General features: G+C 63.2%; 20 protein-coding genes, 1 tRNA gene and 1 riboswitch. Of the genes, 12 read left to right on the top strand and 9 right to left on the bottom strand.

Annotation, left to right across the window (positions count from 1 at the left end; genetic code table 11):
* The first annotated feature begins 572 nt into the window (after positions 1-572).
* Together JCM7686_RS13180 and JCM7686_RS24720 are read left to right on the top strand one after the other, a co-directional pair.
* Positions 573-1091, top strand: coding sequence for an MgtC/SapB family protein (locus JCM7686_RS13180; RefSeq protein ID WP_020951317.1), 519 nt, complete (start codon positions 573-575; stop codon positions 1089-1091).
* Positions 1092-1461: 370 nt separating this feature from the next.
* Positions 1462-1617: a hypothetical protein gene (locus JCM7686_RS24720; protein WP_158442363.1), complete on the top strand. Its 156-nt coding sequence runs from the start codon at positions 1462-1464 to the stop codon at positions 1615-1617.
* A gap of 363 nt (positions 1618-1980) precedes the next feature.
* On the opposite strand, the gene JCM7686_RS24020 is transcribed toward JCM7686_RS24720, so the two are convergent.
* The 4 genes from JCM7686_RS24020 to JCM7686_RS13160 form a co-directional block, all read right to left on the bottom strand.
* Positions 1981-2454: a PRC-barrel domain-containing protein gene (locus JCM7686_RS24020; RefSeq protein ID WP_041527353.1), complete on the bottom strand. Its 474-nt coding sequence runs from the start codon at positions 2452-2454 to the stop codon at positions 1981-1983.
* 44 nt (positions 2455-2498) lie between these two features.
* Positions 2499-2705: a CsbD family protein gene (locus tag JCM7686_RS13170; RefSeq protein WP_020951315.1), complete on the bottom strand. Its 207-nt coding sequence runs from the start codon at positions 2703-2705 to the stop codon at positions 2499-2501.
* Between the two features lie 102 nt (positions 2706-2807).
* Positions 2808-3203, bottom strand: coding sequence for a hypothetical protein (locus JCM7686_RS13165; RefSeq protein ID WP_020951314.1), 396 nt, complete (start codon positions 3201-3203; stop codon positions 2808-2810).
* Positions 3204-3524: 321 nt separating this feature from the next.
* Positions 3525-3598, bottom strand: a tRNA-Gly gene (locus tag JCM7686_RS13160).
* 105 nt (positions 3599-3703) lie between these two features.
* Between JCM7686_RS13160 and JCM7686_RS13155 the strand changes: the two genes are divergently transcribed.
* Positions 3704-5152, top strand: a complete 1449-nt coding sequence (locus JCM7686_RS13155) for a TrkH family potassium uptake protein (protein ID WP_020951313.1) — start codon at positions 3704-3706, stop codon at positions 5150-5152.
* Here JCM7686_RS13155 and JCM7686_RS13150 read toward each other — a convergent pair.
* A complete protein-coding gene (locus tag JCM7686_RS13150) occupies positions 5076-6605 on the bottom strand; it encodes a peptidoglycan-binding domain-containing protein (protein ID WP_236635831.1) in 1530 nt (509 codons plus the stop codon). The genes JCM7686_RS13155 and JCM7686_RS13150 overlap by 77 nt on opposite strands.
* A 124-nt stretch (positions 6606-6729) precedes the next feature.
* On the opposite strand from JCM7686_RS13150, the gene JCM7686_RS13145 reads away from it, so the two are divergent.
* The 8 genes from JCM7686_RS13145 (at position 6730) to glmM (ending at position 17053) form a co-directional block, all read left to right on the top strand.
* Positions 6730-7656, top strand: a complete 927-nt coding sequence (locus tag JCM7686_RS13145; RefSeq protein WP_020951311.1) for a glycine--tRNA ligase subunit alpha — start codon at positions 6730-6732, stop codon at positions 7654-7656.
* Complete coding sequence (locus tag JCM7686_RS13140; protein ID WP_020951310.1) at positions 7656-8135, top strand: DUF6446 family protein; 480 nt, start codon at positions 7656-7658, stop codon at positions 8133-8135. The genes JCM7686_RS13145 and JCM7686_RS13140 overlap by 1 nt, the downstream gene beginning before the upstream one ends.
* The gene (glyS, locus tag JCM7686_RS13135) at positions 8135-10246 is read left to right on the top strand and encodes a glycine--tRNA ligase subunit beta (protein WP_020951309.1); all 2112 of its coding nucleotides are present in this window, start codon (positions 8135-8137) and stop codon (positions 10244-10246) included. The genes JCM7686_RS13140 and glyS overlap by 1 nt, the downstream gene beginning before the upstream one ends.
* A gap of 140 nt (positions 10247-10386) precedes the next feature.
* The gene (locus JCM7686_RS13130; RefSeq protein WP_051201566.1) at positions 10387-12948 is read left to right on the top strand and encodes a putative PEP-binding protein; all 2562 of its coding nucleotides are present in this window, start codon (positions 10387-10389) and stop codon (positions 12946-12948) included.
* A 203-nt stretch (positions 12949-13151) separates the two neighbouring features.
* A complete protein-coding gene (locus JCM7686_RS13125; protein ID WP_020951307.1) occupies positions 13152-13802 on the top strand; it encodes a cell wall hydrolase in 651 nt (216 codons plus the stop codon).
* A 71-nt stretch (positions 13803-13873) separates the two neighbouring features.
* Entirely contained in the window at positions 13874-14659 is a 786-nt protein-coding gene (locus JCM7686_RS13120) for a dihydroneopterin aldolase (protein ID WP_020951306.1), read from the top strand.
* A 61-nt stretch (positions 14660-14720) separates the two neighbouring features.
* The gene (gene folP, locus JCM7686_RS13115) at positions 14721-15713 is read left to right on the top strand and encodes a dihydropteroate synthase (RefSeq protein WP_020951305.1); all 993 of its coding nucleotides are present in this window, start codon (positions 14721-14723) and stop codon (positions 15711-15713) included.
* The gene (gene glmM / locus JCM7686_RS13110) at positions 15710-17053 is read left to right on the top strand and encodes a phosphoglucosamine mutase (protein ID WP_020951304.1); all 1344 of its coding nucleotides are present in this window, start codon (positions 15710-15712) and stop codon (positions 17051-17053) included. The genes folP and glmM overlap by 4 nt, the downstream gene beginning before the upstream one ends.
* 73 nt (positions 17054-17126) lie before the next feature.
* On the opposite strand, the gene JCM7686_RS13105 is transcribed toward glmM, so the two are convergent.
* The 3 genes from JCM7686_RS13105 to dksA form a co-directional block, all read right to left on the bottom strand.
* The gene (locus JCM7686_RS13105; RefSeq protein ID WP_020951303.1) at positions 17127-17561 is read right to left on the bottom strand and encodes a 6,7-dimethyl-8-ribityllumazine synthase; all 435 of its coding nucleotides are present in this window, start codon (positions 17559-17561) and stop codon (positions 17127-17129) included.
* Between the two features lie 74 nt (positions 17562-17635).
* A riboswitch (FMN riboswitch) is annotated at positions 17636-17780 on the bottom strand.
* A gap of 39 nt (positions 17781-17819) precedes the next feature.
* Complete coding sequence (locus tag JCM7686_RS13100) at positions 17820-18917, bottom strand: FAD-dependent monooxygenase (protein WP_020951302.1); 1098 nt, start codon at positions 18915-18917, stop codon at positions 17820-17822.
* Between the two features lie 344 nt (positions 18918-19261).
* Positions 19262-19684, bottom strand: a complete 423-nt coding sequence (dksA, locus tag JCM7686_RS13095) for an RNA polymerase-binding protein DksA (RefSeq protein WP_020951301.1) — start codon at positions 19682-19684, stop codon at positions 19262-19264.
* 169 nt (positions 19685-19853) lie between these two features.
* Between dksA and JCM7686_RS13090 the strand changes: the two genes are divergently transcribed.
* Complete coding sequence (locus JCM7686_RS13090) at positions 19854-20696, top strand: AAA family ATPase (protein ID WP_041527909.1); 843 nt, start codon at positions 19854-19856, stop codon at positions 20694-20696.
* Between the two features lie 5 nt (positions 20697-20701).
* Here JCM7686_RS13090 and JCM7686_RS13085 read toward each other — a convergent pair whose 3' ends face one another.
* Positions 20702-21589 carry a DMT family transporter gene (locus JCM7686_RS13085; RefSeq protein ID WP_020951299.1) on the bottom strand — a complete coding sequence of 296 codons (888 nt, stop codon included), beginning with the start codon at positions 21587-21589 and terminating at the stop codon, positions 20702-20704.
* Positions 21590-21673 lie beyond the last annotated feature (84 nt).

Below are 21673 nucleotides of genomic sequence, written 5' to 3'. Positions count from 1 at the left end.
CTGGCTATTTGGATAGGTGCGATTTGTCCGCCGTATTTACTCGTCCGGCGGGGCGTCGATCCTGACGGGACCGTGACGCGGATCATCGCTGAGGACTGGCCCACGGTCGAGCTGTGGGAGGAGTGCCTCTTACGCCTGCTCTAATCACGTGCGCAGCGCACCCAGCCTAGTATCGCCGCTACGCGGCCTCACCAGACCACGGGACCGGCCGATCTCATCTTGCAGATGTTCCCGAGTCGCCCCTGCGGGATCTGCTTGAAAGCAAGCCGTGGCCAGTAGAGGGCTAGCCTGCCGCTATGCTGGTGATCATGACCGAACACGATGAACTTGAAATATAGCTCAGCGCGCCTTCGGTTCTGGCTAAGGTGCTACAGCGACCTAAGATTGATGGAGCGCTGATGAGGCAGCGTTAGGGCAAAACCTTCTGATTAGTGTCCTCGGCCCTAGCTGCGCCTCTTTGACTCGTCGCGGCTTCAAATCTGCTTAAGTCAATTGGAGGCATGACGAATCTAGCCTTGGAGCCTGATGCCCATTACAACAAATCAGTCAAATGGAGTGAGGGGTGCAGAAGGATGGAACAGCTATCTGAGGTTTGGTCCGAAGTCTTTGCCTCCTTCGAAGCCACACCTCCGCTGGTTGCGGGCGTTCGGCTGCTTATAGCGGCTGTTTTGGGCGGGCTGATCGGCTTTGAGCGAGAGGTAAACGCTCAGTCTGCAGGTCTACGAACGCACATCCTCATTTCAATGGGCGCTTGTATGTTTGCGCTTCTCAGCTTCGAGATTGTGCAGCTGGTCCAGACCGATCCGAGCGCACAGGAGGTCGATCCGCTAGTTATCATTAGTGCAGTGACGTCGGGTGTGGCTTTCCTAGCGGCTGGATCGATCATTTTCTCTTCTGGTCAAATCAAGGGGCTCACTACCGGTGCCGGGATGTGGATGGCGGGAGCGATCGGCCTGTCCTGCGGTATCGGCAAGATCGGACTTGCGTTGATTGCGACTCTGCTCGTCCTTGCCATACTCTGGCTGCTTAAGGGGGTGAAGTCACAGATCGTCCCAAACGGGAGCGACGAGAGGAGCAGTGAAGAACGATGACGGATTCGGTCGATAGCGTCGGAACAGCTTAGGTCGCCTCGGGCATCGGAGCTGACATTGCATGGGGCTTCTGGTCGCCGCTATTCTGCTTGGCGGCGTCGGCACAGTCATCACCTACCAGAACGGCTCGCCAGCGATGACCTGATGGCGGTAGGCACTGTGGTCCGCGGGCCCACCTGAACCGAAAGCATAGGGCAGGGACCCATCGCAAAATATTGCTTTGAGGAAGGTCGACGGAATCTGAATTCTTTCGTTTTGAAACAGTGCTGTGAAATTATGTTGCAGGAGCCGACTGGATTGAAGCGCGTCGAAGCACCATGTAGTATTCATCCATACCGTATATCCGGTGTGGTGTTATGGAGGCTTCTTGATGAGCCCCGACCAAAAATCCACTGAGAAACAGTCACCGGCGCAACAAGAGCAGAATCGCTCGGATGATAAAACGCCTAAGCATGCTGACGTTCCCGAAAAAGGGCAGTCCAAGCAGGCTGATGGAAACGAGCAGAGTAAAGCTCAACGCAGCTAAACTGTACGTGGAGTTGGTTCGCTTGCCACTATAATGTGACCGAGCTTAGCTTCAGCACTTTCCGGTGAAGTTGTACGGACAAGGTATTGCCAATCGGCCAATGCTGGCACCGTCATTAAATAGTAGCTGGAAAGCGAAGCGGCGGGAGGAACAGCCTGCCGCTTTGCTGTTATCTCCTTTTGCTTTTGGGGCGACCACTTAAGCATGTTTTCCTAGATCCCATAACGCGTGAAATCGGCTCATGATCATGACGGTATGTACAGTAAACGTCCCGCTGTCGTATTTCGCCGGAGCCGCCGAATTAATGTGCGAAAGGGGCGCGACAGAAACTGTCGCGCCCCAATCTAAGATGTCTTCGGGAATTTATTGATTGGGAGCTTTGAACTCAGGGAGCGCTTTCAGCTCATCTTTGGACATCGAAACATAGGCACGTATGTCATTTTTTGAATTCTTGTAGACCTTGACCTGCTCGGGTGAGAGTGAGACCCGATGTTCTCCAATACCGAGAAAGCCGCCAACGTCAGTGATTACACCAGTTACCTTGCTGTCAGCGCCGATCACGACATCCGCAATTTCAGCAATCTTCGAGTCGTGCTGATCGTAGACATTGACACCCTTTAGTTGGTCGGACGTTACCGAGGTCAACTCGGTCAAGACGTACCCTTCAGGCACAACTATCACAACCTCGCCGGGTGTCGCCGTAGGCGTTACGGGTGCCGCGCCTGAGGTGGAAGGTGCCTCGACTGTTGGGTCGGTTGCAGGGCTGGTCGTTTGTGCGAATGCCGGAGCAGCAAGCAAAGCGCTTGCAACAAAAACGGAAACAATACGATGCTTCATGGCTATTCTCCTTAATTTAGCAGCGGGTGCAGTTGTGGCAAGGATTAGGTTTTGTCCTTGTCGACAAGGAAGCGGTTGATCTCGTCTTCAGCCCGATCCTTGGTCCAGCCATATTTCTCTTGGAGCTTTCCAGATAACTTATCTTGCTGCCCGGAGATTTGGGTCAATTCATCGTCAGTGAGATCGCCCCACTTTTCCTTGATGCTCCCCTTCATTTGGTCCCATTTCCCTTGGATGATATCCCAGTTCATAATGACCTCCTTATGGATGCTTGATATGCATTGCATATGGAGGAAGAACTCTATTAGGCTTCAGTCGTTCCTTCATTAATGTGAATCGCTAATAATCGGCGATTATCTGCTCACCTTTGTGTTCGGCGCGAGCGAATTACTGCCGGTAATCTCCAAGCTCATTTTGGCCACTGGCTGTGCGCTGGCGGGCTGGATCGCGGCGATCAGCAAATATTCCATGTGGTCGATTGCGTCGATTGCCAAGGGATCGCCCTCGTAAACGCCTCGGGCCTCCTGCGCTACGGCGGCAATGGTTGCGATGGTCGTGCCGCACTCCGGCTGCGCGCTGGCGGGCTGAATCGCGGCGGATCTAACCGCTGTCGCCATGAGCCGCAGGCCGGTTACGCTCGGCTCGACCTGTCTGCCGTCCCGCACCGCATCTGCCCATTTGTTTAGAGCATCGGCGACAGCATTGAGTTTGCTGCACACCGTAGGGGCGGGATTTGTGGGGGCGGTCATGTCTGCACCTCCTGATCAGCCTTTGGCGTTTCCGGCTTGGTGCACCCCGGGCACGGATGGTGGCCGTTGTCCCAATATGGGTGCCAATGGATCAAGCCGCGGCCGCCGCACGTCAAACAGCGCTCAGGGGGCGGGGTGGGGGTGGTGCCGATCATGACAGCACCTCCGAAAGAATCGCCTGCGGACGAATCGAGAACTCGCTTCGGGAGTTTCTTCGGGACTCGAGCGAACTTAGCGTCCGATCATGGGCTTTTCTGTCCGCACGCCGCCATAGCGCGAAACGGTGGGTCGCCATTAAGTCTTTGATATAAGCGATGATTTTGGAGCGGGTGATGGGAATCGAACCCACGTATTCAGCTTGGAAGGCTGCTGCTCTACCATTGAGCTACACCCGCGTTGCATCCCCTATAAGGGGCGAATGTGCATCGCGCAAGCATCCGCTGAAGCGCGGCGCGCGGGGACTTCTTGACGCAGGCGATGGGGCGCGGCAAGCAGACGGGATGATCGACATTCGCCCTGTAGCCAATACGATAGGAAAGCTGGTTGTCACGCTCGGGGCGGCGATGAGCCTGCCGATGCTGGTCGATTACGCCCATGACGATCCGAATTGGAAAAGCTTTCTGGAATCGGGCATTCTTTGCGCGGTGATCGGCAGTCTGATCGTCTTTGCGACGCGCTCGAACGAGAAATCGCTCAATCTGCAACAGGCCTTCCTGCTGACGAACGGGCTCTGGATCGTGCTGCCGCTCTTTGGCGCGCTGCCCTTCTTTCTTGGCGCGCCTCATGTCGGCTTTACTGATGCGTTTTTCGAATCGATGTCGGGGCTGAGCACCACCGGAACCACCGCCTTTCCCAGCCTCGATACGCTGCCCAAGGGCACCCATCTGTGGCGCGGGCAATTGCAATGGCTGGGCGGGCTCGGGATCATCGTGGTCGCGATGATCTTTCTGCCGGTGATGAAGGTCGGCGGCATGCAGTTCTTCCGCTCGGAGGGCTTCGACACGCTTGGCAAGATCCTGCCGCGCGCCTTCGACATCGCGCGCGAGACGACGCTGGTTTATGTCTTCATCACCGTCGCCTGCGCGGTGACTTTCATCATGCTGGGGATGAACGGGTTTGACGCGGTCTTCCACGCGCTCACCACCTGCTCGACGGGCGGTTTCTCGAATTACGACGCGAGCTTTGGCGCCTATCCCGGCGCGCCGCAGCTTGCCGCCTCCTTCTTCACGATCCTTGCCGCGCTGCCCTTTATCCGCATGGTCCAGCTCGTGCGCGGCGATGCGATGCCGCTTTTCGAGGATGTGCAGGTCCGCGCCTTCCTGCGCTGGCTTTTCTATGCGATCGCGGTGATCGTGCTTTACCGGCTGGTCTGGCTTGGCGCCGAAAATCCGTTCCACGTCATGCGCGAGACCGTGTTCAACGTGGTCACGCTGACGGCGGGATCAGGCTTTGGCACCGGCGATGTCACACAATGGGGCAGCTTTCCCTTCGCGATCCTGATCATGATGGGGATGATCGGCGGCTGCACCGGCTCGACCACCTGCTCGATCAAGGTCTTTCGCTATCTCGTGCTCTTCAAGGCGGTGCGCGCCCAGATCCGGCGGATGCACTCGCCTCATCGCGTCTTTCCGGTGATGCTGGAGGGCCGCCCGCTTGACCGTGAGGTCGTGGGCTCGGTCATGGCCTATTTCACCACCTTCATGCTGTCCTTCGGCCTGCTGATTGTCGCTCTGGCGCTGACCGGCCTGCATCCGCGCACCGCCTTGACGGGCGCCTGGGCGACGATTGCCAATATTGGCCCGATCTGGGGCCCCGAGGTCAGCGCCAACGGGGCGGTCGATCAGTTTCCGACCGCCTCGAAATGGCTGATGGTCATTGGGATGTTTCTGGGCCGGCTTGAGGTGCTGTCGGTGCTGGTTGTGCTGCATCCCCGCTTTTGGCGTCAGTAGCCGGGGCCGCAGTTACCGGATCGTTCTGCGCCGGGGCAAAGCGGGTCAGGTTATCCGCGATCTCGGCGGCGATCCGGGTGGCGTTTTGCGCATCCGTCGCCGGCCAGATCAGCACGAAGCCCTGCGCGCGACCGTCGATGACATGGGCCTCGGCATGGCCGATATGGGTGTCGTTCTGCCCGATCAGCACGGCCGAGCCGCGCGAGATCTGACGCTCGGGCGCCGGGACCCAGCCAAGCGCGGTGACCAGCCCGGTGAGGTCGAGCATTTCCTGCTGACCGCCCGGCTGCGAGAAGAGAATCAGCGCAGCCCCCGAACCGTCCTGCGGGCCATAGATTGAGAGCGCGCGTTCAGCGCGGTCGAATTGCAGAAGATGCATCGGCGCGGGCAAAGCGAGCCCGGTCGCCTGATCGCGCAGCTCTTCAAGGCCGACCTCCTGGCGCCAATCTTCGCGCCGCTGGATGAGCATCTGCATCGCCGTTGCCGCATCCGGAGAGCTGCGCAGCGTCACCACCTCGCCCGCAATCGCGGCGCGGGTTTTCGGCCCGTCCTTGCCGTCGATCGGGCCGTCGTAATGGCCCGCCCACCGCAAGGCGCGCTGGATGTCCTCGAGCGGCGGCATGGCGAGCGGCGTGCTGCCTTCCGCCGGGGGCGCGCCGAGTTCCAGCTTGCCCGGTGCGACGGCTTCGGTGCCAATCTCGGATTGCTCCGAGACAAACGCATCCTTTGAAACCGCCTCTGCGCTGCGGAAGGCGCTGAGCCAGGCGCGGGCGGTTGCTTCCGGGGCAGGGCCCATGGCGATGGTGAAGCGGCCATTCTTGAGCTGCCACATGCCGACTTCGGGCAGGGTCTGGCGCCATTTCGCCAGCGCCTCATCGGCCTTGGCGCGATCGCCGAGCGTCTGGACGCGGATATAGAACCCGGGCGGCGGCGCGACCGGCTCTGGCGCGACCTGAGGCGTTTGCTCGGTCGTCGTGGCAACGGGTGCCAGCGAGCCGGGTGCTTGCGTGGCGGGTGCTTGCGTGGTGGTGTCTTGGTTCGAGGCGGCCTGATCGGCGGGAGCTTCATCCGGGGTCGCCTGATCCGCCGGGCTTTGCGCGGCGGTGGTCGAGGCCGCCGCAGCCGGGGTCGTCGCAGCCGGAGCTGCCGATTCCGGGGCGGCGCCTGCGGGTGCGGGATCAACCGGGGTCAGCTTGCGCCCGGCGGCTGCCGCGATGAAACTGTCGGCGGGAACCTTGTTCGCGCCCTTGAGCTCGGCCAGCCGCGGCTCGGCGGTTTCGCGCGGCATTGGCCCGATCGCAATGCCGATCCAGCCATCGGTCAGCGGGAAGGTCACCACATCGGGGAACTCTGCCCGCCAGCTTTCAGCCGCCGTCTTGGCCACGCTGTCGCCGCGTTTGGCCTCGATGCGGATGACCACGTCCTCGGCCAGTGCTCCCGTTGCCAGCAACATGGGCAGTGCCGTTCCGATAATCATTGCAAAGCGCCGCATGAATTCGCCCCTCTGATTGACCCCAAGCCGCCCTGCTCATAGAAGGCGACAGACATTCGTGCCAGTTACGCCAAAGGATGCCCCGATGACCAGCCCCGACCGGCCCAAGAGCTTCCAGGAGATCATCCTGCGACTCCAGAATTACTGGGCCGCGCAGGGATGCGCGGTTCTCCAGCCCTATGACATGGAGGTGGGGGCAGGGACCTTCCACCCGGCCACCACCCTGCGCTCGCTTGGCGCAAAGCCCTGGGCGGCCGCCTATGTCCAGCCCTCGCGTCGCCCGACGGATGGCCGCTATGGCGAGAACCCGAACCGCCTGCAGCATTATTATCAATATCAGGTCATCATCAAACCCTCGCCGCCGAACCTGCAGGATCTTTATCTTGGCAGCCTCAAGGCAATCGGGCTGGATCCGATGATCCATGATGTCCGCTTCGTCGAGGATGATTGGGAAAGCCCGACACTCGGCGCCTGGGGTCTGGGCTGGGAGGTCTGGTGCGACGGCATGGAAGTCAGCCAGTTCACCTATTTCCAGCAGGTCGGCGGCTATGATTGCCGTCCGGTCTCGGGCGAGCTGACCTATGGGCTCGAGCGTCTGGCGATGTATGTGCTCGGCGTCGAACATGTCATGGACATGCCCTTCAACGATCCGGCCTCGCCGATCCACCTGACCTATGGCGATGTCTTCCTGCAGGCCGAGCGGGAATATTCGCGTTGGAACTTCGATCAGGCCGATACCAAGATGCTGTTTCAGCATTTCAAGGATGCCGAGAACGAGTGCAACCGCATCCTCTCGGCTGATGAGAGCGACAGCGCGGGCCGCAAGATCCCGATGCCGCAACCGGCCTATGACCAGTGCATCAAGGCAAGCCACCTCTTCAACCTGCTCGATGCGCGCGGCGTGATCTCTGTGACCGAGCGTCAGGCCTATATCGGTCGCGTCCGCGCTCTGGCCAAACGCTGCGCCGATGTATTCGTGACGACGCCCTCGGCAACCGGCGAGGCGATCTGATGAGCGGCAAGATCATGGCGATCTTCTTCGCCGCGCTGCTGCTTCTCGGGGGGGCAGGGCTCTATTACCTGCAGGTCTATTACTATTACCGCGAGGTGCCTGCCGCCGAGATCCCGACCGCAATGACGCTGGTCGGCGCGGATGGCCAGCCGGTGAGCATCCCGGTTTCGGGCTTCAAGGGCATCTATTCGGTCTCGACCCCGATCGGCAACCGCGCCTGCTTCACCACCACGCCCGCCGAAGCCGCTGCGGCCGAGCCCTATGACAAGCCGACCCCGCTTGGCGCGCCAAGCTGGTTTGGCTGCTTCGATTATGGCCAGATCACGGATGACATCGAATCCGGGGCGGCCAAAGCCTATCTCGGGCAGAAAAACATCGCCCCCAAGATCGACAACGTCATTGCCGTTTATCCCGACGGCCGCGCTTACGAATGGCGGCAGCCGAACGAAGAAGCCGAAGAGAAAAGGACCATCGACTGATGCCCGACCTGCTGATCGAACTCTTTTCGGAAGAGATCCCCGCCCGGATGCAGGCCCGCGCCCGCGAGGATCTGAAGAAACTCGTGACCGATGGTCTGGTCGAGGCGGGTCTGACCTATGCCTCGGCAGGCGCCTTTTCGACGCCCCGCCGCCTGACCCTGGCGATCGAGGGGCTTTCCGCGCAAAGCCCGACCACCCGCGAAGAGCGCAAGGGTCCGCGCACCGACGCGCCGGAAGCGGCGCTCGAAGGCTTCCTGCGCTCGACCGGGCTGAGCCGCGACCAGCTCGAAGCGCGCGACGAGAAAAAGGGCCAGGTCTGGTTTGCGACGATCACCAAGCCGGGCCGCCCGGCCGCCGAGATCATCGCCGAAGTGCTCGAAGCCACCATCCGCAACTTCCCTTGGCCAAAGTCGATGCGCTGGGGCGCGGGCAGCCTGCGCTGGGTCCGTCCGCTTCACACCATCCTCTGCATCCTGACCGACGAGGCTGGCGCGCAGGTCGTGCCGCTCAGCGTCGAGGGCGTCACCTCGGGCGACACCACCCGCGGCCACCGCTTCATGGCGCCCGACGCCTTTGCGGTGACGAGCTTTGACGATTACGCCACCAAACTGCGCCGCGCCCGCGTCATGCTCGACAGCGCCGAGCGTCAGGCCGCGATCTGGCAAGAGGCCCAGAACCTCGCTTTCGCGCGCGGCTGGGAGATCGTCGAGGATCAGGGTCTTCTCGCCGAGGTCGCGGGTCTGGTCGAATGGCCGGTGCCGCTGATGGGCCAGATCGAAGAGCGCTTCCTCGCGCTCCCGCCCGAAGTGCTCCAGACCTCGATGAAAGAGCATCAGAAATTCTTCTCGGCCCGCAATCCCAAGACCGGGCGGATCGAGGGCTTTGTCACCGTCGCCAATATCGAGGCCCCGGACCACGGCGAGACCATCCTGAAAGGCAACCAGCGCGTGCTGGCCGCCCGCCTCTCGGATGCGGCCTTCTTCTGGGATCTCGATCTGCGCGAGGCGAAAGCCGGGATGCAGGATTGGGCCGAGGGCCTGAAATCCGTGACCTTCCAGAGCAAATTGGGCTCTCAGGCGGACCGTATTTCGCGCATCGCCGCGCTGGCGCGCGAGATCGCACCTTTGGTCGGCGCCGACCCGGATCAGGCCGAGGAAGCCGCAAAGATCGCGAAGCTTGACCTGCGCTCAGCCATGGTCGGCGAATTCCCCGAGCTGCAAGGTACGATGGGTCGCTATTACGCGCTTGAGGCCGGCAAAGCCCCCGAAGTGGCCGACGCCGCCCGCGACCATTATTCGCCGCTGGGTCCGTCGGACGCCGTGCCCTCGGCGCCGGTTTCGGTGGCCGTGGCGCTCGCCGACAAGCTGGATACCCTGACCGGCTTCTGGGCGATTGACGAAAAGCCCACCGGCTCGAAAGACCCCTTTGCGCTGCGCCGCGCGGCACTCGGCGTCATTCGCTTGGTGCTGGGGAATGGGGTGCGGGCGAAGCTGGCTACAGTGGTAGCAAACTATCAAAATTATATCGACGACGAGACCGGGATTATTTGGGAAGAGGCTGGGGAGGACTACATTGGAAATACCACCCAAGGCCTCCTCTCCTTCTTCCACGACCGCCTGAAAGTCTTCCTCAAAGACGAGGGCATTCGCCACGACATCATCGACGCCGTGCTCGCCATGCCCGGCAACGACGATCTCGTGCTTCTGGTCAACCGCGCCCGCGCGCTCTCGGATGTCTTGAAAACCGAAGACGGCACCAACCTGCTGCAAGGCCTCAAACGCGCGGCCAATATCCTCGCGCAGGCCGAGGCGAAGGATGGCGTCGAATATAGCTACGGCGCCGATCCGAAATTCGCCGAAACCGAGGAAGAACGCGCGCTCTTCGCCGCCCTCACCACCGCCGAGCCCGCGATCAAAGCTGCCGTCAATGCCGAGGATTTCCCGGCCGCGACCTCGGCCATCGCCGCCTTGCGCGCGCCGATCGACGCCTTCTTCGAGGCCGTTCAGATCAACACCGACAATCAGACGGTGCGCCGCAACCGCTTGAACCTCCTGTCGCAGATCCGTCAGGCCGGTGCGCTCATCGCCGATTTCAGCAAGATCGAGGGCTGATCCGGCTTTCTCTGTCATCAAAATACCCGCAGGGGTGAGCCGCGGGCCGCAAGGCCCGGGCCGAGGGGGCGGCAGCCCCCTTTTTCATGACCGCTCTTCGCGCTTGCCGCAGCGCGGCAGGCATGTCACTTTCATGTCAAATGAACGCGCTGAACGATCCTTCTGCCATCGTCGAGATCACCCCCTCCGCTCGGGTGGATGCGGCGACTCACGGCTGGCGGGCCAAGTGCCTGCAACGGCTGATCCGCATGGATCTGCCGGTCCCCCATAGCTTTGCCATTTCCGCGGAAGCGGTGCGGGCGATTGCCGCCGGGGCCATGCCCGACCGGGCGCGGCTCGCGAAGATGCTGGCACAGGGCAAGGGGCTCGTGGGCGTGCGCCCCTCGGCGGCTGATCCCGCTTGGGGCGGGCCGGGGACTGTTCTCGATGTCGGGATGAATGCCGAAATTCACGCCCGCCTTGCCTTCGAGCTTGGGCAGGGCGCGGCGGATGCGCTTTATCGCAGTTTCGTCCAATCCTATGCGATCCATGTCGCGCGGCTCGATCCGGATATGTTCTCGGATGACAATGCCACGCTGGCCGAGGTGCTGCGCGCCTATGAGGATGAAACCGACGAGCCCTTCCCGCAGGACCCCGCCCAGCAGCTCGCCGAAGTGCTGCGCTCGATGGCGCGCGCTTGGGACGGGCCGACCGCGCGGCTCTTGCGTCAGGCAAAAGGCGCGCCGCCGAATGCACCGCTTGGGCTTGTGGTCCAGGATATGGCCCATGCGCTCGGGCCGGGGGTGACCGGCTCGGGCACGATCCAGTTTGTCGATTCGGTCACCGGCCAGCCCCGCGTCACCGGGCGTTTCCGCGGCCAGACCCAGGGCACCGCCCGCGCGGTCAATGCCGAGACCCTCTATCTGCTCAAAGACCCGCGCGGCCTCTCGCTTGAAGAGACCGCGCCCGAGGTCTTTGCCGATCTCGTCCGCTTCGGCGTCGCCGCACGCGAGCGGCTGCGCGAAGAGATGCAGATCGAATTCGTGCTCTCGGACAAGCGCATCGCCATCATCGACGCGATCCGCGTCAGCCGCAACTCCCGCGCCGCCTTGCGCATTGCCGTCGCTTTGGCGCGCGACGGCATCATCCGCCCCGATGAGGCGATCATGCGGATCGAGCCGCGCGCGCTCAGCGATCTGCTTCACCAGCAGGTCGATCCGACCAGTCCGCGTGATCTTCTGGCCAAGGGCATCAATGCAAGCCCGGGCGCAGCCACCGGCCAGATCGTCTTTACCGCAGTCGCGGCTCAGGCCGCCGAGGCGCGGGGCGAGCCCTCGGTTCTGGTGCGGCGCGAAACCGTGCCCGAAGACATTCGCGGGATGCATGCCGCAGCTGCCGTTCTGACCGAACGCGGCGGCATGACCAGCCATGCGGCAGTGATCGCGCGCGGCATCGGCGTCCCTTGCATCGTCGGCGCAAGCAGCATCTCGATCGACGCACGGTCCCGCACCTTGAGGGTCGGCGGGCGCATCTTCCGCGAAGGTGATGTGCTGACCATCGACGGCACCACCGGCGAGGTGCTTGCCGGGGCGGCGACGTTGCTTGAGCCCGCGCTCGACGGCAGTTTCTCGCAATTGCTCGATTGGGCCGATCAGATCCGCACACTTGGCGTGCGCGTCAATGCCGATACGCCCGATGATGCGCGCACCGGGCTGACCTTCAACGCCGAAGGCATCGGCCTGTGTCGCAGCGAGCATATGTTCTTCGAAGAGGCCCGGCTTCCGGCGATGCGCGAGATGATTTTCGCCGACACGCCCGAGGATCGCCGTCTGGCGCTCGAACGGATCTTGCCGATGCAGCGCGACGATTTCCTCGCGCTCTTCGAAATCATGGCGGGGCGGCCGGTGACGATCCGGCTCTTCGACCCGCCGTTGCATGAATTCCTGCCCCATGACCGCGAAGGCATGCGCGAGCTGGCCGAATCGCTCGATCTGCCGCTTTCGGATGTGACCCGCCGGGTTGAGGCTCTGTCCGAGTTCAACCCGATGCTCGGTCTGCGCGGTGTGCGTCTGGGCATCGTCCTGCCCGAGATCTACGAAATGCAGGCCCGCGCCATTTTCGAGGCGACGGTGGCCGCAAGCCGCAAGGGCATCCATTTCACGCCCGAGGTCATGCTGCCGCTGGTCAGTCACGGGCGCGAGGTTGCCTTGATGCGCAATCTCATTGAATCGGTTGCCGCGACGATCCGAACCGAGACCCATGCCGATTTCGATTATCGGCTCGGCGTCATGGTCGAGACCCCGCGCGCCGCCCTGCGCACCGCCGACTTTGCCCAACAGGTCGATTTCCTGTCCTATGGCACCAATGATCTCACGCAGATGGCCTACGGTCTGTCGCGCGATGATGCCGGGCGCTTCATGGGCAAATATATCCAGCAGGGCGTGTTCGAAGAGGACCCGTTCCATATTCTCGATCAGGACGGGGTCGGAGAGCTTCTGACCATCGGTGTCGAGCGCGCGCGCGCGGTCGATCCCACGATCCGGATCGCGGTCTGCGGAGAGCATGGCGGCAACCCGGAATCGATCGCTTTCTGCGTCCGGGCGGGTGTGGATTATGTCTCGTGCTCGCCCTTCCGGGTGCCGGTGGCGCGCCTTGCCGCCGCACAAGAGACGATTCTGGCACAAGCCGAAGCCCGTCTCTGCGGTTCCGAGTCGGGGTCTTAGGCTCTGCCGGTTCTGGCCGGTTCCTGCCGAATCCGCTAAACCTCTAGGCGAGAACTTGCCGTTTTTGACGCTTTTGTGGCGTTTTCGGCCTCTCACGCGTCTGTGTGCTGGATCATCGGGTCGGTTTCTTCCCTTTTGCGAGCTGTTCCAAGCCCGCAATGCCAAGGGTTCGGGGCTCGGTTGAAACCACGAACAGGACTAACATGTCGATTTGCTTGTCATGGCTGGCGCGCGTCTCCGTGTGTCTGGCTATTGCCGCCCCCACCCTTTCGGCAGGGGCTGCCTTTGCGAATGGCCAGTTTACCGAACGTCTCTTCACCGCCGAAGATGGCTCAGTTTACAAAATCCGCCAGCCTGCCGGTGCGCAGGTCTCTGAAGATGACATCCAGCGCGCTGTCGCTGAAAAGGCCGCTGATGTTGCCGATGCCCGCGCGATTTCGAGCGCGGACAAGTCGGTCGATCCCAAAGATCTCGCCTGCTTGACCGAAGCGCTTTACTACGAGGCGCGCGGCGAGGGGACGCAGGGCCAGAAGGCCGTGGCCGAGGTCATTCTCAATCGCGTCGATCATCCCCGCTTCCCGAAATCGGTTTGCGGCGTCGTCAATCAGGACGGCCAGTTCAGCTATCAGGGCCGCGTCTCGAAACGCTATGGCGAGCAGAGTGCCTATCAGCGCGTCAAGCGCGTCGCGATGGCGGCACTTTCGGGCGCGCCGCGTGACCTCACCGGCGGCGCGACCTATTTCCACACCGGCGGCGTTCGCCCGGCCTGGTCGCGCAGCTTCGTCAAGACCACGCGCATCGGCAGCCACATCTTTTATCGTAACGGTGGCGGTCAGCGTCTTGCATCGAACTGATTTCCCGGCAAGGTAGCTGCGAATAGCCCGGTCGAACTCGGCCGGGCCTTTTGCTTTCAGACGGGGACGATATGGAGCAGCCAGACCGGATTCACCTGCGGGACTATATTGTCTCGGCCGATATTGGTGCCTTCCAGACCGAGCGGGGCCATGACCAGCGGTTGCGCTTCAACCTGACGGTCGAGCTGGCCAATCAGGTTCGCGGCGTCAATGACGAGGTCGATCGCATCCTCTCTTATGACATCCTGACCGGAGCGATTGCCGCAGGTCTGGCCGATCAGCGCTATAATCTGCTGGAAACGCTGGCCGAAAAGATCGCGGCGCAGGTGCTCGACCATCCGCGCGCGGCCCAGATCGAGGTCACGGTCGAAAAGATCGACCGCGTGCCGGGCGCGCTTGGCGTGACACTGCTGCGCCGTGCTGCGCGCGTCGAGGCGGTTCCGACCGGCACTGCGCCGCGCGTGCTTTTCTACGGCCGCGACGCCGATCTGCCAGCCGGGCCGGTCATCCTCGTGCCGGATGCGCCCGGCCTGCCGGTGCCTTTGGGCGGCAATGAGCGGCGCATCGCGCTTTTGGCTTTGGATCAGGCGGCTTGGGCTTTGGCCGGGCGGCTGGGTCTCCATGTCGCCGACAGCCAGACCGAGATCGACTGGGCGGCGGGCGAGGGCCATCGCGTGGTCTGGGCGCCCTCGCGCATGATCGCCGATGAGGTCGAGATCTCTGCCGAGCCTGAGGCTCTGGCCTTCTGGCTGGCGCAGAGGCTGAACGCGCCGCGTCTCGACTGGGCTTTGCCTGCGGGGCGTGGGCTGCCGGTCTCGCCTGCGGGCTTTGCCATCAGCTCGGCCGCGCTCGCGTGAACTTGCCTGCAATGAAACGCGGCGGATCTGCGGAACCGCCGGTTTGCTGTGATGTGATGCCATGACCCAGAAAGACTATTACCGCCCGATTCCCTCGGAAACCGGGCGTTGGCGGCTGGCCGGAGGCTGGGTCCGCTTTTCGCAATGCGAGCTTTTGCGCCGGGGCGCTGCGCCCGAGATCGTCGATGAGATCCCGCCCGATTGGCTGGCGCGGCTGACCGCGCCGCGCCCCTCGGTGCTGGGCCTCTCGTTGGAGGTGCCGCGGCTGATGGCGATCCTGAACGCGACGCCGGACAGTTTCTCGGATGGCGGGCTCTTGGGCGAGGGCGCGCAGGCGGTGGCGCGCGGCGAGGCGCTGATCGCCGCCGGGGCCGATCTTTTGGACATTGGCGGGGAATCGACCCGTCCCGGTGCGGCCGAGGTCGCGGTCTCCGACGAGATCGCCCGGGTCGTTCCGGTGATCGCGGGCCTTGCGGGCGCCGCGCCGATCTCGGTCGATACGCGCAAGGCCAAGGTCGCGGCTTCGGCGCTCAAGGCGGGCGCGGGCATGGTCAATGATGTCTCGGGCTTCGATTTCGACCCCTGCATGGCCAAGGTCGTGTCGCACAGCGGCGCGGCGCTTTGCCTGATGCATGCGCAGGGCCTGCCCGAGACTATGCAGGACGATCCGCGCTACGGAGACGTGCTGCTCGATGTCTATGACGCCTTGGCCGAGCGGGTCGCGCGCGCGCTCACGGCAGGTGTCAGCGCCGCCAAAATCGTGATCGACCCGGGGATTGGGTTTGGCAAGACCGAGGCGCATAATCTGGCGATCCTGCGTCGGATCTCGCTCTACCACGGTCTTGGCCTGCCGGTTCTTCTGGGCATCTCCCGCAAACGCTTCATTGGCCAGATCGGTCAGGCCGAAGCGGCGGCGGCGCGGATGCCCGGCACGCTTGCCCTGACGTTGGCCGCGATCGGGCAAGGCGTCCAGATCCACCGCGTCCATGACGTGGCAGAGATAAAACAAGGGCTGCGCCTGTGGAGCGCGCTCGATTTGGGGATGAGTGGATGAGCAGAAAGATTTTCGGAACCGACGGCGTGCGCGGCAAGGCCAATGCCTATCCGATGACCGCCGAAATGGCGCTAAAACTGGGCGCGGCGGCGGGACGCTATTTCCGGCGCGGCGGGCAGGAGCACCACCGCGTCGTCATTGGCAAGGACACGCGGCTCTCGGGCTATATGCTGGAAAACGCGCTGACGGCGGGGCTGACCTCGACGGGTATGAATGTGCTGTTGCTCGGCCCGGTGCCGACACCTGCGGTGGGCTTTCTGACCCGCTCGATGCGCGCCGATCTGGGCATCATGATTTCCGCCAGCCACAACCCCGCCCATGACAATGGCATCAAGTTCTTTGGCCCCGACGGGTTCAAGCTTTCCGACGAGGCCGAGGCTGAAATCGAGGCCATGCTCTCGGACGAGATCCAGCTGGCTGCCCCCGAAAGCATCGGCCGCGCGCGGCGGATTGATGACGGGCGCGGGCGCTATGTCGAATATGCCAAGACCACCTTTCCGGCCGGGCTGCGGCTCGACGGGCTGAAGGTCGTGATCGACTGCGCCAATGGCGCGGCTTACCGCGCTGCGCCCGATGTGTTGTGGGAGCTGGGCGCCGAGGTTATTCCGATTGGCGTCGAACCCGATGGCACCAATATCAACGACGGCGTCGGCTCGACCCATCCGCGTGTCTGCGCGCGGGCGGTGCTGAAGCATAAGGCGGATCTCGGCATCACCCTCGACGGGGATGCCGACCGGGTGATGATCGTCGACGAAACCGGCGCGATCGCCAATGGCGATCAGATCATGGCGCTGATGGCCTCGCGTTGGGCCGAGCAGGGCAAGCTGCGCGGCGGCGCGCTGGTTGCCACGGTGATGTCGAACCTCGGGCTAGAAAAGTTCCTGCAAGGGCGCGGCCTCTCGCTCGAGCGCACCGCGGTGGGCGACCGCTATGTGGTCGAGCGGATGCGCCAGAAGGGCTTCAACCTTGGCGGCGAGCAATCGGGTCATATCGTGATGACCGATTATGCCACCACCGGCGACGGGCTGATTGCGGGTCTGCAATTTCTGGCGGCGATGCGCGAATCCGGGCGTCTCGCCTCGGATCTGGTGCATCAGTTCCAGCCGGTGCCGCAGCTGCTCAAGAATGTGCGCTATGCGCAGGGCGCCGATCCCTTGGCCAAGGCCAGCGTCAAGCAAGAGATCGCGGATGCCGAAAAGCGTCTGGCGGGCTCTGGCCGTGTGCTGATCCGCAAATCCGGGACCGAGCCTCTGATCCGCGTCATGGCCGAGGCCGAGGACGAGCAGGTGCTGCTCGAAGTCGTCGACGGCATTGTCGCGGCGGTCGAAAAGGCCGCCTGAGCGCGGCGCGCGCCGTTAAGATGCGAAAAGGGCGGCCCCGGGGCCGCCCTTTGTCGTTTGCGCCGGACCTTGATCAGCCAAAGGCCTTGCGGCGGGTTTCGGTGATCTTCAGCGCGGCCTCGGCCGCCTCGCGGCCCTTCTGGACGAAATGGCTGCGGAAGATCTCGTTATGGTGGTCGGTTTCCTGATAATGATGCGGGGTCAGCGAGACCGAGAGCACCGGAACCCCGGTCTCCATCCCGGCCTGCATCAAACCGCTGACCACAGCCTGCGCCACGAAGTCATGACGATAGATGCCGCCATCGACGACCAAAGCCGCCGCCGCCACTGCGCCGTATTTGCCGGTCTTGGCTAGATCACGCGCCAGAAGCGGCATTTCAAAGGCGCCGGGGACGTCGAAGACATCGACCTCGGCGGCTGGGATCAGCTCTAGAAAGCCGGCAAGCGCCTGATCCACGATATCGGAATGCCAGTTCGCCTTAATGAAGGCGTAACGGGTGTGTGTCATTGTGATCTCCTTACTTCAGCGACACGTCACCCAAGGCGATCACATCCGAACCCTGCCGCTGATGCGACGGGGCCGTCTGCTCTCTTTCATCCGGACTATGACCGTCGGCCCAGGAATCGCACCTGATCTGCTGACCCTTTCTGGCGAAAGGCGCTCGCGGGCTTGCGGGAAAACCCGCTTACCGCCGGTGGGGAATTGCACCCCGCCCCGAGAACAGGGAATTGGTTGCAGGATTTCGCAGGCGGTGCAAGCGCGAAATCAAGAGGATGCGACCGGATCGAAATCGTAAAGCCAGGCGAAGCGTTCAATCAGCGCTGTCGGCGCCAACCGCGAGATCGCGCGCAGCCCGGCATGGGCCACGGCGCGCGCCGGGCCGCGCAGGTGATAGTTGCGCGCATTCGCATTTGCGGCGTCCACGATCTTGGTGCAGCGCGGTTTGCGAAGCGCCTGAAAGCGCGCCAGAGCATTGGCCTGATCGGGGTCGGCATCCAGGCAGGCGGCGAGGATATAGCTGTCCTCCATCGCCATGACCGCGCCTTGCGCGATGAAGGGCAGCGTCGGATGGGCGGCGTCGCCGATCAGCACCATGCGCGCGTCATGCCAATGCCCGGCGACCGGGTGGCGGAAGAGCCCCCAGAGCCCGACCTCCTTGACCGCGCCCAGCCAATCCGAGACCGGGCCGCCGAAGCGGGCGAAGGTGGCGCGCAGATCCTCGGGATCGCCGCTTTGGCTCCAGCCTTCCTCGGCCCAGGCCTTGCGCTCGACCACCGCGACCAGATTGCGCAGGCCCCCCGCCATCGGATAGCTGACGAGATGGCGGCCGGGCCCCATGAAGACCTCGGCCACGGGCGCGGCGCCGGGCGCGCAGGGAATGGTCGCGCGCCAGGCGCTCTGGCCGGTGAAGAATGGGGTCTCCGGCCCGTTCAGCAGCGGACGCATCGCGCTTTTGACGCCATCGGCGGCAATGACCAGATCGGCCCCGGCGGGCGGATCGGTGATCTCGGCGCCAAGCTCGATCCGCGCCCCGGCGGCCCGTGCCCCGGCTTCAAACACCTCAAGCAGGCGCGCGCGATGGACGAAGCGGAAATCATCCTTGGGCCGGTAACGGGCCAGATCCATGCGCACGATCTGGCGTGCCGCCGAATCGCGCAGCACCACCGCTTCCGAGCGCATCGAGACCTTGGCGAAGCCGTCCCAGAGCCCCAATGCGCTGAGCACCCGCCCGGCATTGGGCGAGATTTGGATGCCCGCGCCGACCTCGCCAAGCGCGGGGGCGCGTTCGAAGACGGTTACGCGGGCGCCGCGTTGGGCCAAAGCGGTCGCCACGGTCAGGCCCGCGATTCCGGCGCCGATCACGGCAATTTCTCGGTTTGTCAGATGAGCAGTCAGGACCGGAACTCCTGCCCGGAAGGGGCGATGGCAATCGCAGGACTATCCGCCGAGCCGCAGCCGAAGGCAATCGCGAACCGCCTGACCGGGATTTTCGGGCTATGTCTTGCGTCGACGTTCTGCCGCGAAATCTGGCGCGCAGCAGAGCCGGTTCCGGTGAGATTGGCAGCAAGGCGCAAGCCCCCGCAGAAGGCTGCGGGCTTTGGCGTAACATGCCGCGATCTCTAACGGTGACCGGCCTGCAACATAGGCCCGAAACATGGGCCCAAAACGCAGGCGCAAGAGGTCCGGCCCGAAGGCCGGCGCCGGGCTTAGTCGTCGCGGTGCACGCGCTCGCGGCGCTCGTGGCGTTCCTGCGCTTCCAGTGTCATGGTCGCGATCGGACGCGCATCAAGACGCTTGAGGCTGATCGGATCGCCGGTCATCTCGCAATAGCCATATTCGCCGGTCTCGATACGGCGGAGCGCCGCGTCGATCTTGCTGACGAGCTTGCGCTGGCGGTCGCGGGTGCGCAGTTCCAGCGAGCGGTCGGTTTCCTCACTCGCGCGGTCGGCGAGATCGGGCACGTTGCGGGCGCTGTCTTGAAGTCCTTCGAGCGTTTCCGCAGATTGCTCGAGAAGCTCGCCTTTCCAGGCGATCAGCTTGCGGCGGAAATATTCAAGCTGGCGCTCATTCATGAAAGGTTCGTCCTCGGCAGGACGGTAATCGTCGGGCAGGAAGGTCTGGGCTTTCATTGGTCCTCCGGTGAGCGGGCAGGCTGGATGCCCCCTCATGCGGCCCCCATACTGGATGGATGGCCTCTTGTCACTACTTCTCCCCCCTCATGCACCATATCTTGCGCAGGCGTGGCAGGGCCTCTACGGTCCCGCCGATCCCCGCCGCCGGGTCCGGAAAGGAATGACGATGCAGTTCACTTCGACCGACAGTTATGTCGCGCCCCCCGATCTGGCCAAGGCCGTCAATGCCGCGATCACGCTCGAGCGCCCGCTGCTGGTCAAGGGCGAACCGGGCACCGGCAAGACCGAATTGGCCCGTCAGGTTGCCGAAAGTCTTGGCCTGCGCATGGTCGAATGGAACGTGAAATCGACCACCAAAGCCCAGCAAGGGCTTTACGAATATGACGCGGTTTCGCGACTGCGCGACAGCCAGCTGGGCGAGGCGCGCGTCCATGATGTCGCCAATTACATCCGCAAGGGAAAAATCTGGCAGGCCTTTGAGGCAGATGAGAAAGTCGTTCTTCTGATCGACGAGGTCGACAAGGCCGATATTGAATTTCCGAACGACCTTCTGCAGGAACTCGACCGGATGGAGTTCCATGTCTACGAGACCGGCGAGACGATTGCCGCCAAACATCGGCCGATCGTCATCATCACCTCGAACAATGAAAAAGAGCTGCCCGACGCCTTCCTGCGCCGCTGCTTTTTCCACTACATCCGCTTCCCCGATGCCGAGACGCTGAAGCGCATTGTCGAGGTCCATTATCCGGGTCTGAAGCCGCGCCTGCTCGAAGAGGCGCTCGGCCAGTTTTTTGAAATCCGCGAGGTTCAGGGGCTGAAGAAAAAGCCCTCGACCAGCGAATTCCTCGATTGGCTCAAGCTGATTCTCGCCGAGGATCTGACGCCCGAGGATCTCAAGCGTCCGGCGCAAGAGATGTTGCCAAAGCTGCATGGCGCGCTTTTGAAGAACGAACAGGACATTTCGCTGTTCGAGCGGCTGGCCTTCATGTCGCGTAATCCGCGCCGCTGAGGGTCTTAAGCGCGAAGCGCGGCGGGGCGCGCAGGCGGGCGGGCGGCAATCGCCGCGCCCGCGACAATCGCCAGCGCCGCCAACCCAAGGCCAAGCGTGGCGGTGGTCTGGCCTGAGGCGATCAGCACGAGCGTCGAGACCAGCGGCGTCAGATAGGACAAGGCGCCCAGCAGCGGCAGATTGCCGTATTTGGTGGCATGGTCCCAAGCCAGAAAGCCGACCCCCAGCGGGAAGATCCCCAAAAGAAGGATCGCGATCCCCTGACGCAGATCGGGCAGGACCGTCGTTTCAAAGGCGAAATGGCAGAGCCCCGAGGCCAAAGCCACCAAACCTGCAACGCCGATCAGCATCTCGCTTGGCACACCGGCATAACGGCGGTTCGCGACCGAATAGGCCGCCCAGATGACCGCGCAGGCCGCCGCCGCGAAATAGCCTGAGACCGCGCCCGTCGGCTCTGCTCCCCGCGCGCCATCGGCAAAGATCAGAAACACGCCAAGCAGCCCCAGAAGCGCGCCGATCAGATGGGCCGCCTGCAAGCGGCGATTGGCCAGAGCGGCGAAGACCACGATCAGCAGCGGCCAGAAGAAGCAGATCAGGCTGGCGCGGGCGGGCGGGACGCTCGCGAGCGCGTAGAAATAGAGCGCGTGATAGGCAAAGATCGCCCCGGCGGCGAGCAGCCAAGCCTGCACGGGCTGGCGCAGCACGGCAAAGCCTTTGCGGCCGCGCCGTGCGAGGTAAAGACAGCCGAGCGCGAAGGCCACGGCGGCATTCAGCGCGAGCATCTCGAACGGCGGAATGCCGCGCCCGAGCGTCGTCAGAAAAGCCAACGCCGCCCAAGAGGCGAGCGCGATGATCCCGATCCAAGTGGCGGTCTGACGGTTGGGCTGGTCCATCTGCGGCTCCGGGTTGCGGCAGATGAACGTCGCCTGCGTCGCACCTCGGGTCTTGGCGAAATCTGGCAGTCTTTGGGCTCTGGC

The organism is Paracoccus aminophilus JCM 7686 (assembly GCF_000444995.1).
Classification (GTDB): domain Bacteria; phylum Pseudomonadota; class Alphaproteobacteria; order Rhodobacterales; family Rhodobacteraceae; genus Paracoccus; species Paracoccus aminophilus.
Note: the sequence above shows the minus strand (reverse complement) of the source record. Positions and strands in the feature narration are given on the sequence as shown.

Excerpts from the sequence above, each read along its gene's own strand:
- JCM7686_RS13180 (WP_020951317.1), top strand. The coding sequence starts at position 573 with ATGGAACAGCTATCTGAGGTTTGGTCCGAAGTCTTTGCCTCCTTCGAA.
- JCM7686_RS24720 (WP_158442363.1), top strand. The coding sequence starts at position 1,462 with ATGAGCCCCGACCAAAAATCCACTGAGAAACAGTCACCGGCGCAACAA.
- JCM7686_RS24020 (WP_041527353.1), bottom strand. The coding sequence starts at position 2,454 with ATGAAGCATCGTATTGTTTCCGTTTTTGTTGCAAGCGCTTTGCTTGCT.
- JCM7686_RS13170 (WP_020951315.1), bottom strand. The coding sequence starts at position 2,705 with ATGAACTGGGATATCATCCAAGGGAAATGGGACCAAATGAAGGGGAGC.
- JCM7686_RS13165 (WP_020951314.1), bottom strand. The coding sequence starts at position 3,203 with ATGACCGCCCCCACAAATCCCGCCCCTACGGTGTGCAGCAAACTCAAT.
- JCM7686_RS13155 (WP_020951313.1), top strand. The coding sequence starts at position 3,704 with ATGATCGACATTCGCCCTGTAGCCAATACGATAGGAAAGCTGGTTGTC.
- JCM7686_RS13150 (WP_236635831.1), bottom strand. The coding sequence starts at position 6,605 with ATGTTGCTGGCAACGGGAGCACTGGCCGAGGACGTGGTCATCCGCATC.
- JCM7686_RS13145 (WP_020951311.1), top strand. The coding sequence starts at position 6,730 with ATGACCAGCCCCGACCGGCCCAAGAGCTTCCAGGAGATCATCCTGCGA.
- JCM7686_RS13140 (WP_020951310.1), top strand. The coding sequence starts at position 7,656 with ATGAGCGGCAAGATCATGGCGATCTTCTTCGCCGCGCTGCTGCTTCTC.
- glyS (WP_020951309.1), top strand. The coding sequence starts at position 8,135 with ATGCCCGACCTGCTGATCGAACTCTTTTCGGAAGAGATCCCCGCCCGG.
- JCM7686_RS13130 (WP_051201566.1), top strand. The coding sequence starts at position 10,387 with ATGAACGCGCTGAACGATCCTTCTGCCATCGTCGAGATCACCCCCTCC.
- JCM7686_RS13125 (WP_020951307.1), top strand. The coding sequence starts at position 13,152 with ATGTCGATTTGCTTGTCATGGCTGGCGCGCGTCTCCGTGTGTCTGGCT.
- JCM7686_RS13120 (WP_020951306.1), top strand. The coding sequence starts at position 13,874 with ATGGAGCAGCCAGACCGGATTCACCTGCGGGACTATATTGTCTCGGCC.
- folP (WP_020951305.1), top strand. The coding sequence starts at position 14,721 with ATGACCCAGAAAGACTATTACCGCCCGATTCCCTCGGAAACCGGGCGT.
- glmM (WP_020951304.1), top strand. The coding sequence starts at position 15,710 with ATGAGCAGAAAGATTTTCGGAACCGACGGCGTGCGCGGCAAGGCCAAT.
- JCM7686_RS13105 (WP_020951303.1), bottom strand. The coding sequence starts at position 17,561 with ATGACACACACCCGTTACGCCTTCATTAAGGCGAACTGGCATTCCGAT.
- dksA (WP_020951301.1), bottom strand. The coding sequence starts at position 19,684 with ATGAAAGCCCAGACCTTCCTGCCCGACGATTACCGTCCTGCCGAGGAC.
- JCM7686_RS13090 (WP_041527909.1), top strand. The coding sequence starts at position 19,854 with ATGCAGTTCACTTCGACCGACAGTTATGTCGCGCCCCCCGATCTGGCC.
- JCM7686_RS13085 (WP_020951299.1), bottom strand. The coding sequence starts at position 21,589 with ATGGACCAGCCCAACCGTCAGACCGCCACTTGGATCGGGATCATCGCG.